The sequence below is a fragment of the Phyllobacterium sp. UNC302MFCol5.2 genome (assembly GCF_000686005.1).
GTDB classification, from domain to species: Bacteria; Pseudomonadota; Alphaproteobacteria; order Rhizobiales; family Rhizobiaceae; genus Phyllobacterium; species Phyllobacterium pellucidum.
In genome coordinates, this window is the sequence record NZ_JMLL01000010.1 from 1,502,773 (window position 1) to 1,515,069 (window position 12,297).

Annotated in this window: 15 protein-coding genes; 5 read left to right on the forward strand and 10 right to left on the reverse strand. The window is 59.5% G+C overall.

Features of this window, described 5'->3' with window-relative positions; all coding sequences use genetic code 11:
- The first annotated feature begins 250 nt into the window (after positions 1-250).
- The gene (locus BR48_RS0109260) at positions 251-1,024 is read left to right on the forward strand and encodes a DeoR/GlpR family DNA-binding transcription regulator (protein WP_027231044.1); all 774 of its coding nucleotides are present in this window, start codon (positions 251-253) and stop codon (positions 1,022-1,024) included.
- A gap of 64 nt (positions 1,025-1,088) precedes the next feature.
- On the forward strand, positions 1,089-1,658 hold the full coding sequence (locus BR48_RS24195; RefSeq protein ID WP_051614714.1) for a methylated-DNA--[protein]-cysteine S-methyltransferase: 570 nt from the start codon (positions 1,089-1,091) through the stop codon (positions 1,656-1,658).
- Positions 1,659-1,673: 15 nt separating this feature from the next.
- Here the strand turns inward: BR48_RS24195 and BR48_RS0109270 are convergent, their stop codons facing one another.
- Complete coding sequence (locus BR48_RS0109270) at positions 1,674-3,044, reverse strand: PLP-dependent aminotransferase family protein (protein ID WP_036813600.1); 1,371 nt, start codon at positions 3,042-3,044, stop codon at positions 1,674-1,676.
- A gap of 191 nt (positions 3,045-3,235) precedes the next feature.
- On the opposite strand from BR48_RS0109270, the gene BR48_RS0109275 reads away from it, so the two are divergent.
- A complete protein-coding gene (locus BR48_RS0109275; protein ID WP_027231046.1) occupies positions 3,236-3,625 on the forward strand; it encodes a DUF983 domain-containing protein in 390 nt (129 codons plus the stop codon).
- A gap of 9 nt (positions 3,626-3,634) precedes the next feature.
- Here BR48_RS0109275 and BR48_RS0109280 read toward each other — a convergent pair whose 3' ends face one another.
- Entirely contained in the window at positions 3,635-4,375 is a 741-nt protein-coding gene (locus tag BR48_RS0109280; RefSeq protein ID WP_027231047.1) for an SDR family oxidoreductase, read from the reverse strand.
- 103 nt (positions 4,376-4,478) lie between these two features.
- Here BR48_RS0109280 and BR48_RS0109285 point away from each other — a divergent pair, with 103 nt between their 5' ends.
- Entirely contained in the window at positions 4,479-5,087 is a 609-nt protein-coding gene (locus tag BR48_RS0109285; RefSeq protein WP_027231048.1) for a TetR/AcrR family transcriptional regulator, read from the forward strand.
- A 2-nt stretch (positions 5,088-5,089) separates the two neighbouring features.
- Here the strand turns inward: BR48_RS0109285 and BR48_RS0109290 are convergent, their stop codons facing one another.
- The 6 genes from BR48_RS0109290 to BR48_RS0109315 all read right to left on the reverse strand — a co-directional run bounded on the left by BR48_RS0109290 (position 5,090) and on the right by BR48_RS0109315 (position 9,975).
- A complete protein-coding gene (locus BR48_RS0109290) occupies positions 5,090-6,667 on the reverse strand; it encodes an alkaline phosphatase (protein ID WP_027231049.1) in 1,578 nt (525 codons plus the stop codon).
- 155 nt (positions 6,668-6,822) lie between these two features.
- Positions 6,823-7,242 carry a 30S ribosomal protein S16 gene (gene rpsP / locus BR48_RS0109295; RefSeq protein ID WP_027231050.1) on the reverse strand — a complete coding sequence of 140 codons (420 nt, stop codon included), beginning with the start codon at positions 7,240-7,242 and terminating at the stop codon, positions 6,823-6,825.
- A 10-nt stretch (positions 7,243-7,252) separates the two neighbouring features.
- Positions 7,253-7,570, reverse strand: a complete 318-nt coding sequence (locus BR48_RS0109300) for a chorismate mutase (RefSeq protein ID WP_027231051.1) — start codon at positions 7,568-7,570, stop codon at positions 7,253-7,255.
- A 2-nt stretch (positions 7,571-7,572) separates the two neighbouring features.
- Positions 7,573-9,159: a signal recognition particle protein gene (gene ffh, locus BR48_RS0109305; protein WP_027231052.1), complete on the reverse strand. Its 1,587-nt coding sequence runs from the start codon at positions 9,157-9,159 to the stop codon at positions 7,573-7,575.
- Between the two features lie 248 nt (positions 9,160-9,407).
- Positions 9,408-9,719, reverse strand: a complete 312-nt coding sequence (locus BR48_RS0109310) for a BrnA antitoxin family protein (protein ID WP_027231053.1) — start codon at positions 9,717-9,719, stop codon at positions 9,408-9,410.
- Positions 9,706-9,975, reverse strand: coding sequence for a BrnT family toxin (locus BR48_RS0109315; protein ID WP_027231054.1), 270 nt, complete (start codon positions 9,973-9,975; stop codon positions 9,706-9,708). The genes BR48_RS0109310 and BR48_RS0109315 overlap by 14 nt, the downstream gene beginning before the upstream one ends.
- 323 nt (positions 9,976-10,298) lie before the next feature.
- Between BR48_RS0109315 and BR48_RS0109320 the strand changes: the two genes are divergently transcribed.
- Entirely contained in the window at positions 10,299-11,117 is an 819-nt protein-coding gene (locus BR48_RS0109320) for a lytic transglycosylase domain-containing protein (RefSeq protein WP_027231055.1), read from the forward strand.
- A 54-nt stretch (positions 11,118-11,171) separates the two neighbouring features.
- Here the strand turns inward: BR48_RS0109320 and BR48_RS0109325 are convergent, their stop codons facing one another.
- Positions 11,172-11,588 (reverse strand): DUF4440 domain-containing protein, encoded by a 417-nt coding sequence (locus BR48_RS0109325; RefSeq protein WP_036813606.1) that lies wholly within the window; start codon positions 11,586-11,588, stop codon positions 11,172-11,174.
- A gap of 8 nt (positions 11,589-11,596) precedes the next feature.
- Positions 11,597-12,265 (reverse strand): carbonic anhydrase, encoded by a 669-nt coding sequence (locus BR48_RS0109330; RefSeq protein ID WP_027231057.1) that lies wholly within the window; start codon positions 12,263-12,265, stop codon positions 11,597-11,599.
- Between the last annotated feature and the right edge of the window lie 32 nt (positions 12,266-12,297).

Here is a 12,297-nt window from a genome sequence, read left to right on the forward strand (position 1 = left end):
AACAGGCAATCCGTCTATGGCAAAGACTTTCACTCAGGATCCTCGCGGTATCTTGGGTACCTGCAAGGATTGGCTCTCCTCATGGTGAGCCAGTCTAACCGCGCACTACCACCAACCCCATTGATGGGATCGTCTGCCAAGTTCGCGCATCTGTCAACATATTTATGTGGCATAATGTGGCTTTATCGCCTGATACTGGTAAAATATGTGGTAATGGTGCGGCTTAGGCATCAAATTTTGAGGTTTTGGCATGAGTGCAAAGCGGCGCGGCGAAATTCGGCGGTTACTGCAAGAGGAAGGCACGATCTCGATCTCCGATCTTGCCAACAAGCTCGGCGTCTCGCTCGAAACCATCAGGCGCGACGTCAAGCCCATGACGGACTCGGGCGTTCTCACGCGCATCCATGGCGCCGTCGGGTTGCCGCAGCATATTGGCGAGGCGCCGTTCGAGATGCGCATGCGCGAAAATGCGAGCGCCAAGCGCGTGATTGCCCAATGGGTCGCAGCGACAATCCGCGATGGTGAGTCGGTGATGCTCGATACAGGCACCACGACAAGCTTTCTTGCCCGCGAGTTGCTGCAGCACCGCAACCTGACGGTGGTCACGAACTCCTCCGATATTGCGCGCACGCTCGCAACGGTAAACGGCAACAGGGTGTTCATGGCGGGCGGCGAATTGCGCAGCGATAGCGGCGCCGCCTTTGGGGTATCCGCTATCGAATTCGTCAGCCGCTTCAGCGTTGCCCATGCGGTCATCTCGGTGGGCGCGCTCGACGCGCCGGGAGGCATAACGGACTACGACCTCGAAGAGGCAGAGTTTGCCCGCACGGTACTATCGCGTGGTGCAAGGACAATAGCGATAACGGACGCATCAAAGTTCGGACGGCGCGGTCTTGTACAGGTTTGCGACTTTAACGGCATCGACGAACTTGTGACCGACCGCGATCCCCCGGGCGACATTGTGCAGGCGCTTCACGCCGCCGGCACCACTGTGACCGTGGCATCGGCGGCGGCGCACTCCTGACAGGAATCGGATTGGCTGGCCTCGGCAGAATGGTACGATCTGGACCGAATCAGGAGGTCGCTACATGATCAGGCTCTTACTTCGCGACACGATCGAAACACAGCTTGGACCAATGATCGCCATGGCAAGCGGCGAAGGGCTGTCCCTGCTCGAATTTGCTGACCGGCCTGCACTTGCCTCGGAAGTCGATGAGTTGCAACGACGTTATGGCTATATGATCGAGCCGGGGCGAAATGCAGTCCTCGATCAGATCGAGTCGGAGCTTGCTGCTTATTTTGCGGGGGAATTGACCGTATTTGAAACGCCGCTCGTCCTGCCGGGGAATGCGTTCCAGAATGAAGTCTGGGAGCGGCTGCGGGAAATACCTTACGGCCAGACCCGGAGCTATGGAGGGATGGCACGCGCTATGGGCCGCCCGAATGCCAGCCGTGCTGTCGGCGCCGCCAATGGCCAGAACCGCGTCGCTATCGTGGTTCCGTGCCACAGAGTCATCGGTGCGGATGGATCGTTGACGGGTTATGGCGGCGGCCAGCGGCGCAAGCGGTTCCTCATTGACCTTGAGCACCGCACCTTCGCCGCTACGGCAACCCGTCCAACATTTCATCCGATAACCGCTCAGGGCTCTTTGTTCTGAGAACCGTCGCAGCGCCTATACAATCATACCAGGGCTGAACTTCGGCTCGCGCAGAAGGCGATCCAGCAGGACCAGACCCTGTTCCAATCTGGTCCTGTCGGGGGCAGCGCCGAGGGAAACACGGACCGCTTCCATGCTTGGTGCCCCGATGCTGAACGCCGAGGCTGGCACGACACCCAGCCCGGAGCGAATGGCGAGCGCGGCAAATTCTCCGGCGTGCCATTGCTGTGGCAGCGACAGCCAGAGATGATGTCCGCCAGGTTCGGCTCTAAAGGTCCAGTCTTTAAGAATCCGTGCCGCGAGGGCCTGGCGTTCCCGGCTTTCCGATCTGATGGTGGTCGCGATCTCACGGAGCGTTCCCGTCTGAATGAAATCGGCCGCGAGCGCGGTGAGCAGCGGCGATGGACCCGGATTGCTGGCACGCAGGCTGGAACCAAGCTTTAGGGCATCGAGCGCCGAAGGACAGGCGACGAAAGCAATGCGCAGTGCCGGAGCTACGCATTTCGACAATGTGGCGATGTGCCATGTCAGGTCGGGGGCGAGCGTTGCTAGCGCCGGTATCGGCTTGTCGAGCAGTTCCGCGTAGGGATCGTCTTCGATGACAGCTACCCCATGGCGAGCGGCGATTGCAGCAATGGCCCGCCGCCGCGCAAGCGGCATCGTCGCGGTGGTCGGGTTGTCAATGGACGAAATAATGTAGAGCGCCTTGGGCGGCTCATTGCGGCAGCATTCCTCGAAGCTTTCTGGCGTAATGCCGGCCTCATCCATGGCGAGTGGGTACAGCTTGAGACCAAGGGATGACGCTGCAGATTTAAGTCCCGGATAGGTTGCCGCCCCCGCCGCTATGGTTGTGCCGGGGCCGAGGAGATTGCAGACGGCAAATAGGGCGCTCTGAGCCCCGCCGGCAACGACGAGGCGATCCTTTTCGGGCGCAGCACCGAGACGCGGAGCGAGCCAGCACGCTGCCGCCGCTCGGGACGACGCGCTTCCGGCCGTTTCCTGGTAGGACAACAGCCGGTTTTGTCCATTGGCGAGAAGGGCGCCAATGCCGTTTGCGATGCGGGCGGGCAGGTCCGCGGGTTGCGGAGGTATGTTCATGGTCAAATCGAGTTCATTTGCCTGTGTTGCCACAGCCGCCTGAACGGCAGGCGCCTTTACGAATGTGCCGGAACCGATGCGGCCCTCGATGTGGCCCGACCGACGCACCTCGTTAAGGGCACGTGTTACTGTCGTCAGATCAACGCCGAGTTCGCGCGCAATTTCACGCTGCGGCGGCAGGGCATCGCCGGATTTGACGGCACCGGAAGCAATATCGGCTCGCAATGCATCCGCGAGGCCCTGGTGCTTGTAGCGGGCGTCAACAGCAATTCGGGGCTTCCATGCCATTTAGGTCACCTAATTGTATGGATATATGTTCCATACAACTAGGTGAGATGTTGCAGGATAGCAAGCCATTTTGTCGCTATTGCTCAACCGTGGCTTTAAGTTTCGCGAAAACGGCGTATATTGAATTTAAACATCGATTATTTGTATGGGTGTAGGTGCCGTACAATCTGCAGCCGCGAAAGGCCACGCAAATGTCAGACGCTCACTATCATGCGACAGAGAATCCGATGAAGACAGGCATTCTCGGACGGTGCCCTCAATGCCAGCAGGGGCATTTGTTCAATGGCTTCCTGAAACTTGCTCCGTCCTGCGAGGTCTGCGGTCTCGACTATTCCTTTGCCGATCCCGCCGACGGGCCCGCCTTCTTCGCCATGACGATCGTTGCTGTTCCAGCGATGCTTTTCGCGCTGTGGCTGCAGACGACCTACGAAGTATCGATCTGGCTGCATCTCATCACGACACTGCCGCTGACGCTGCTCGGCAGCCTGATCCTGTTGCGGCCGTTGAAGGGCTGGCTCGTCTGCTCGCAATATTTCCACAAGGCCGAAGAAGGCAAGCTTGTTCGCAAGGGTGACCTTTAGCCTGCACGATCAGATGTTGGTGCCGCCGTCGACGGTCAGCGATGCGCCGGTGATGAAGCGACCTTCCTCGCCGGAAAGAAAGGCGACGACCCCGGCAATATCCTGAGCCCTGCCGAAGCGCGGAATGGCCATGAGGGCGCGCTGGGCGTCGGCATGATCGCCGTCGGCCGGGTTCATGTCCGTATCGGTGGAGCCGGCCTGGACGATATTGACGGTGATCTCCTTCGGGCCAAGGTCTCGCGCCAGCGCTTTCGTCAGGCCCGTAAGTGCGGCCTTGCTGGTGGCATAGATGCTGAGCCCCGTAAACGGCACACGCTCACCGAGATTGCTGCCGATCGACACGATGCGTCCACCGGCACTCATCAGGGCTGCGGCCGTTTTGGAGGCGACGAAGCTGGCACGGACATGGATGGACATGACGCGGTCGAACTCCGCAAGGCTCGCCGTTTCGATCTGGTCCACCGAGAAGACGCCGGCGCTGTTCACCAGGATATCGAGCCGCCCAAACCGGGCGTGCGCTTCCTGGACAGCAGCCTCGACGGCAGCGGCGTCAAGATTGTCCGCCTTGATGGCGATTGCCTTGCGTCCGAGGGCCTCGATTGAATTGACTACAGCCTCGGCCTTCTGCGCGCTGCTGGTATAGGTAAGGGCGATATCGGCACCATCCTCCGCTAGTTTCAGCGCGATCGCAGCGCCAATTCCGCGACTACCACCGGTGACGAAAGCGACTTTGTTGTCGAGACGGGACATGCAATCTTTCCTTTATGTAATAGTCGATACATAAATACCTATAATGCTTGCGCTCTACCGTCAAGCAATTTATATATTGATCACTACAGAAAGGTTCTGAACGATGCCGCCACGCGGACGTCCGCGCTCATTCGACAGGGAAGAGGCCCTGGCTCGCGCCATGGAGCTATTCTGGTCGCGCGGCTACGAAGGCGCCTCCATGACCGACCTTACCGAGGTGATGGAGATCAACGCGCCTAGTCTCTACGCCGCCTTCGGCAGCAAGGCCGGGTTGTTCGAGCAGGCGCTTGAACTTTACCAAAGGAATGTGGGGCTGGAGATCTGGGAGGCCCTGGAAGCGCCCACGGCGCGTGAAGGCTTTGCTAATTTTCTCAAAGAAACGGCGGTCGCCTTTTCGCAGCCCGACCAGCCGCACGGCTGCCTTGTCGTTCTTGGCGCGCTTCACGGCGAACGCGGATCGGAACCGGCCTGCGCTCTTTTGAAGGAACAACGCCTCGGCAACGTTGTCAAACTGCGCGGCCGGCTGGAGCGCGCCATAAGCGAGGGCGAATTACCGTCAAGCGTCGATTGCGATCAGATTGCCGAGTTCTACGCGACTGTCCAGCATGGCATGTCGATCACCGCCCGCGACGGCGCGTCGCGCGAGACGCTGATGCGCACCGCCCAGGCCGCCATGGCGGCCTGGGATTCGCTGATAGCCGGCGCTGGTTAGCCCTAAGATGAGAAAACAGGGTCGAGCGTGATCTTGTAAAGCTCGACATCCTCACGGTCCATCAGGCGTACCGTGAGTTGCTGGCTGGCGCCCTCGATATCGACTAGCCCGAAGAACTGGAGGCCGGCAGAGGGCGGCACGTTCTGACCTTGCTCGGCAGTCGGTGCCTTGATGAATTTGAGCTCGGGTCCAAAAGTCTGGTCGAGGTCGTTCGGTCCGAAGGTTCCGGCATGGATGGGGCCCGAAATGAACTCCCAGAAAGGGGCGAAGTCCTGAAATTGCGCCTTGTCGGGATTATAGTAATGCGCGGCGGTGTAGTGTACGTCGGCCGTCAACCAGACGGTGTTGTTGATGCCAGCGGTCTTGATGAAGCGCAGCAGATCGGCAATTTCGAGTTCGCGACCCTTGGCCGGACCATTATCGCCATTGGCGACTGCCTCAGCGCCCTTCTTGTCCTTCGCATTGTCCCAGACGATAACCCCGAGCGGCATATCAGAAGCAATGATCTTCCACGTCGCTTTCGAATTGAGCAACTCGCGCTTGAGCCACCGCAGCTGCCGTTCGCCGAGAATTGACGATTCCGGGGTAATCGCCTCTTCCATGTCGGGTCCATTCGGGCCGCGATAGGAACGCAGGTCGAGGAAGAAGACGTCGAGCAAGGGCCCGTAGGCAATCTTGCGATACACCCGGCCCGGCTCCGCAGGCGTATAGCGGATGGGCGTCATCTCGTGAAAGGCACGAGCCGCGCGCGCCGACAGCAGCGCAATAGATTTCTCCTTGTAACGATCGTCTGCGGCAAGGTTCTTCGAGGACGACCAGTTGTTGGTCACCTCATGGTCGTCCCATTGAAAAAACGTTGGGCAAACGGTGTTCAGCGCCCGTACATGGTCGTCAAGCAGATTGTATTTCCATTGGCCGCGATATTCGTCGAGTGTCTCGGCTACTTTCCGCTTCTCGTCGGTTACGACGCGGTTCTTCCACTTGGTACCATCCTTCAGATCGACTTCCTCAACGAGGGGCCCGTCGGCGTAGATTGTGTCGCCCGAATGCAGGAAGAAGTCCGGCTGGTGCTTGGCGATCGACGCATAGGTCTTCATGCCCGTTTCATCGATGCCCCAACCTTGACCGACCGTGTCGCCCGACCACGCAAAGCGAATGTTGCGCTTTGACATCGGCGCGGTCTTGAAACGGCCGACAATCGGTTCGGATACGCCGTTGAGATCGTTAAGATCGACTGCAGTAAGGCGGTAAAAAACCTCCTGGTCGGAGGCAAGATCGGTAAGGAGTTGCTTGGCGGCAAAGTCAGTATCGGGAAGCGCATTGAGCGGTGGCAGGCGGACAGAATCTGCAAAGCTTTCCGTAGTCGAAACTTCGATGTTGATCCGGGACGGGCGATCGGTTCGCGTCCAGATCATGCCCGTTGCGGAATCGACGTCACCGGACTGGACACCGTGCGTGAAAACCGGGCGCGACGCGGCGCGTGAAATTGCCGGACAGGAAAGGCCGGAAGCAGCGGTCAGGGCCAAAGCCCCGGAAGACGTGAGAAAACTGCGGCGGGTGTAGGCAAATCGATTCGACATGAAACTGTTCCCTTGGCTTGCAATTGGCTGGCTAACCCGCCTCTTGTGCACCGGGATTGTTTCGGTTTTTTTGCAGGCGCGTGAAATTATCGCGGGCCAAAAAGAAAACGGGCGGCCAGAGCCACCCGTTTCCAATGAGACTGCAGCGTGACAGCTTATTCGCTGGCAGCAGCTTCCTCAGCCGGAGCTTCGGCAGCGGCCTTGGCGGCTTCAGCTTCCGCAGCGGCCTTAGCCTTCGCATCTTCTTCAGCCTGCTTGGCAAGGGCAACGCGTTCCTGCGCCTTCTTGCCTGGAACAGCCTTTTCAGGGTTGCTGCGCGCGTCGCGCTTGGCGATACCGGCCTGATCGAGGAAACGCAGGACACGATCGGTCGGCTGTGCGCCATGGCCGATCCAATACTGGATGCGTTCTTCATTCAGCTTGATGCGATCGCCGTCCTTGGGGAGCATCGGGTTCCAGGCGCCGACGTTCTCGATGAAGCGGCCGTCGCGCGGGGCGCGAACGTCAGCAACGACGACGTGGTAGTAAGGACGCTTCTTCGACCCTGCGCGGGCCAGACGGATTTTCAGTGACATTGTATTCTCCTTAGGTGTTAGATGGGGCGCCGTTTTCCTCGGCGGCCGTTGTTTCGTGATGTCTGATCACTTCCTTGACGATGAAGTTCAGGAACTTCTCGGCAAAATCGGGGTCGAGATCGGCTTGCTGGGCGAGGGCACGCAGGCGTTCGACCTGCCGCCTCTCCCTGGCCGGATCGGCCGGAGCAAGACCGTTCTTTGCTTTCAGGACGCCGACTGCCTTGGTGCAGCGAAAGCGTTCGGCAAGCATGTGGATAAGCGCCGCATCAATGTTGTCGATGGAAGCGCGCAGATCGATGAGTTCCTTCGGGAGGGATGATGAGGACATGATTATCCTTTCTTCTTCGGAAGGCCGGGCAAACCACCACCAAGCCCTGGCAGGCGCGGCATTCCGCCCATGCCACCCATGCCGCCAAGTCCACCCGGCAAACCGCCGAGCCCGCCAGGCAGACCGCCGCCCTTGCCGAAGCCGGCGGCTTCCGCCTGCTTCTGCAGGGCCTCGAGCTGTTTCGGGTCCATCTTGGAGAGGTCAGGCATGCCGCCCATCCCGCCGAGACCGCCAAGGCCCATCTTGGCGCCGAGACCGCCCATCATCTGTTTCATGATGCCGCCTTTGCCCTTGCCGCCCATGGCCTTCATCATGTCGGCCATCTGGCGATGCATCTTCAAAAGCTTGTTGATGTCAGCGGCACTGGTCCCGGAACCCTTGGCGATGCGCTGCTTGCGCGAATGCTTGAGCATGTCGGGATTGCTGCGCTCGGCCGCGGTCATCGAAGAGATGATCGCAAGCTGGCGCTTGAAAATGGAATCGTCGAGACCAGCGGCGGCCATCTGGTCCTTCATCTTGCCCATCCCGGGCATCATGCCCATGATGCCGCCCATGCCGCCGAGCTTCTGCATCTGGCCGATCTGGTCGGCAAGATCGTTGAGATCGAACTTGCCGGACTGCATCTTCTTGGCCATCGCCGCGGCTTTTTCCGCGTCGATGTTTTCAGCAGCCTTCTCGACCAGCGAAACGATGTCGCCCATGCCAAGGATGCGGTCGGCGATGCGGCGCGGGTAGAATTCCTCCAGCGCGTCCATCTTTTCGCCGGTGGCGATCAGCTTGATCGGCTTGCCGGTGACGGCACGCATGGACAATGCCGCGCCGCCGCGGCCATCGCCGTCCATGCGGGTAAGGACGAGCCCGGTGATGCCGACGCGCTCATCGAATGAACGAGCAAGGTTGACGGCGTCCTGACCGGTCAGCGCATCTGCGACGAGAAGGATTTCATGAGGACTGGCCTTCTTCTTGATGTCGGCCATCTCGACCATCAAAGGCTCGTCAATATGGGTGCGGCCGGCCGTGTCGAGGATGACGACATCGTGGCCGCCAAGTTTCGCTGCCTGAACGGCGCGAGCGGCGATCTCAACCGGCGACTGGCCGGCGATGATCGGCAGCGTATCTACGCCGGTCTGCACGCCAAGCTGGCGCAACTGTTCCTGAGCGGCCGGACGGCGCGTATCGAGAGAGGCGAGCAGCACTTTCTTGCGCGCGCGCTCAGTCAGGCGCTTGCCGATCTTGCCGGTGGTCGTGGTCTTGCCCGAGCCCTGCAGGCCGACCATCATGATGACGACAGGCGCGGGCGCGTTGAGATCGATGGAAACGCCTTCCTCGCCAAGCATGCTGACCAGCTCGTCATGGACGATCTTGACCACCATCTGGCCGGGCTTGATGCTTTTCAGGACTTCGGCGCCGACAGCTTTCGCACGCACCTTGTCGGTGAAGGAACGCACGACATCAAGCGCAACATCGGCTTCGAGCAGGGCCCGGCGCACTTCGCGCAAAGCCGCTGCGACGTCGGCTTCCGACAGCGCGCCGCGACCGGTCAGGCCGTTCAATATCGAACCTAGTCGTTCCTGTAAGCTCTCGAACATCCAGTTTTTCCTTCTTCCTTCCAGGGACCTGTTTCCGCGAAAGGTAGGCACAAACCGCGCCCTGGCCAATGGCTCAAAGCAAAAAGGCACCCGAGGGCGCATGGCGCTGTCGGGTGTTGACCTCCGGGATCGTCGAACCCTTGCGGGGCCCCGGTCGGCTGCTCGGAGTTCCAGACTCGTCGCGGATTGATGCGCGGCTTAAACAGGAATTTGCCCCGGGAGTCAAGGCTGCGCGCGTCAGGGACGGTTCACGCCCGCTTCTTGAGGCCGGCAGCCTTGCGCAAGGCATCGTCGATGCGGCCCTGCCAGCCTGGTCCGGTGGACCGGTAGTGGTCGAGGACATCGGGGCTGAGGCGGATCGAAACCGGCGTCTTGGTGACTTCCGCCACGGGCCTGCCGGGTCGGCGCTTTGTTAGCACCCCGGCCAAAGCCGTATCGGGATCGTCGAGAGCCGCCTTCGTCAGCTTGGAATCTTCTTCGTCGGTCAGGGAGTCACGGTGTGCCAGGGCCAAAGCAATCGCCTCCTCCTTGCTCCAGGTTTTGCGTTTATGAACTGACATACTCATTCGCTTCCTTCCGGGTTGCTCTACGTAATGAAATTACGCGGATACTATCTTTGCGCATCGCATAAATAAGGACGTAAAGGCCCGTACCGATCAGACCGATCGCCCTGATGCGCTCCTCGCCGTAATCATCGCGATCATCGAGCCATTCTTTGCAAGTCTCAAACTGAAACTCCAGCACAAGAGAAAAGCGCACGCCATGTTTGCTTAAATTGCGTTTTGCCTTTTCGGGATCCCACTCAAACCTAGTCATGAAATCACTTCTGGTCAATGATTATCGTATATACAAAAATTATGATGGAAGCCTAATCGAAAACCTTGCAGACCACCAGCCGTAACCCTTTCTCTCTAATGATGGGCGGGGAGCCAGGGCTTGATGCATGCGCGAATGCCGACTCTCGGTTGTGGCCCCAATGTCTGTCGTCACATGGGCAGGGGGCGATTTTTGCGAAATTGACAACGACCTTGGTAAAATTGCGTCCTTTTAACATTAAGGCGCGCGATTCTGCCGGATGACACGGTTGCAGAAAAATGGCAGATAGGGCCAACCACGATTCAACTTTTAAGGAGATCTTCATGGCATCTGTTGCCAAAAGCAGATTTTTTGCGGTCGCAACGGCCGGCCTCCTCTTGATGGCGGGCGCTGCACAGGCCGCTCCCTCCTGCGGAAACAACTCCGCCGGATTTCAGGAATGGGTCCAGGCCTACAAGCAGCAAGCGCAGGCGCAAGGAATTGGCAGCAGGGGCATCAGTGCGCTCGATGGCGTTTCCTATGCGAGCAAGACCATCAATGCCGACCGCAACCAGAAGAGCTTCAAATATTCGCTCGACAAGTTCATGCAGGTGCGCGGCAGTCAGACCATTATATCGCGTGGGCGCACGCAGAAGGCGCAAAACGCCGCTTTGTTCGCCAGCATCGAGCGCCGGTTCGGCGTTCCGGCCGGCCCGTTGATCGCAATCTGGGGCATGGAGACCGGTTTCGGCAGCTTCATGGGTAACCAGAATACCCTTTCCGCCGTGACGACGCTTGCCTTCGACTGCCGCCGCCCGGAATATTTCCGCGAGCAGCTGAATGCTGCGTTGAAGCTGGTCGATCAGGGAACGCTCTCGTCCAATTCCGTCGGAGCCATGCACGGCGAGATCGGGCAGACCCAGTTCCTGCCGCTCAACGTCCTTCGCTACGGCGTCGACGGCGATGGCAACGGCCGCATCGACCTGCGATCCAAGGCGGATGCGCTGGCCTCGACAGCAAATTTCCTGCGCGGCCATGGCTGGCAGACAGGCGCTGGCTATCAGCCAGGGCAGGCTAATTTCGCTGCAATCCAGGGCTGGAACGCGGCAAGCGTCTATCAGCAGGCAATCGCAATCATTGGCGCGAAGATCGACGGCGAATAGCCGGCCTCGCGTCAGACTAAATTTCAAGGCCGGTGCCCATCGCGCCGGCCTTTGTCATTCGAACCCTTCGCAGGCCTCGCCGACTGAACTCTGTGCGCTCTCGATGATCTTCTCGCCGCGGAAACTGAAGATTTCGCGCATGTAGGTAGAATTGCTCGGGAATTGATAGCAGACGAAGACGGTGACCGTCCCGTTGCCGGCGCTGGCGATCCGGTGGCGCAGGGTCGCGCCATGCACCGCGTTCTTCCATTCGTCGAGGCTTCCAAGAAACTCGTCCTTCGTCTGGATCGAGTCTATGTCTTCGAGGATCACCCTTGCATCGTCGGCCAGGAGCTTGTCGAACATGGCGTGGTCGGCGGTTGCAAGGGCTGAATACCACTGTTCGACCAGCTGTTCATGCCTATCTGCCGCGCGGCCAGCAAAACTCAGCGAAACGATGAAGGCGAAAGCAAGAACAAGCCGCGCCAACATCGAAGGGCCTACTCCAGGGTTGGCGCGCCGACCTCTTCAGGGTCGGGGCGAACGAAGTCGCCGGTTTCGGGATTCATGATCCAGAGTTCGCCAGTCGAAATATCGAACCATGCGCCGTGGAGCGTTAGCCGCCCCTTCTTCTCCAGAATGTCGATGCAGGGGAAACTGCGCAAATTTTGCAGGGAGTAACGGATCGAGATACGTTCCAGCGCGGTCTGGCGTTCCAGCGTCGTCATGAGCTCGTTGGCGGAAATGGCTTCGGCCGCCGGCGCAACCAGGCTCATCCATTTCCCGATGAAATCGCCGGGCGACAAGGGCTCGCTGGAAGGATCGAGCGCCGCCTTGATGCCGCCACAGCGGCCATGGCCGAGGACGACGATATTTTTGACCTTGAGGCTTTGCACTGCAAATTCAAGCGCGGCGGATGTTGAGTGATACTCGCCATCCGGTTCATACGGCGGCACCAGATTGGCGACATTGCGCACCACGAAGATCTCGCCCGGCGCGGTGTCGAAGATGATCTCAGGCGCCGAACGGGAGTCGCAGCAGGCGATGACGAGCGTCTCGGGGGTTTGACCTTTTTCGGCAAGCTGCCTGTAGCGCAACGTCTCATTGGCATAGCGATGCGCCATGAAGTTGCGATAGCCGGTAAGAAGTTTATCGGGAAGCAGGGTCATGGCTTTGCTGTAGTCCTCATCATCGCGAAGAT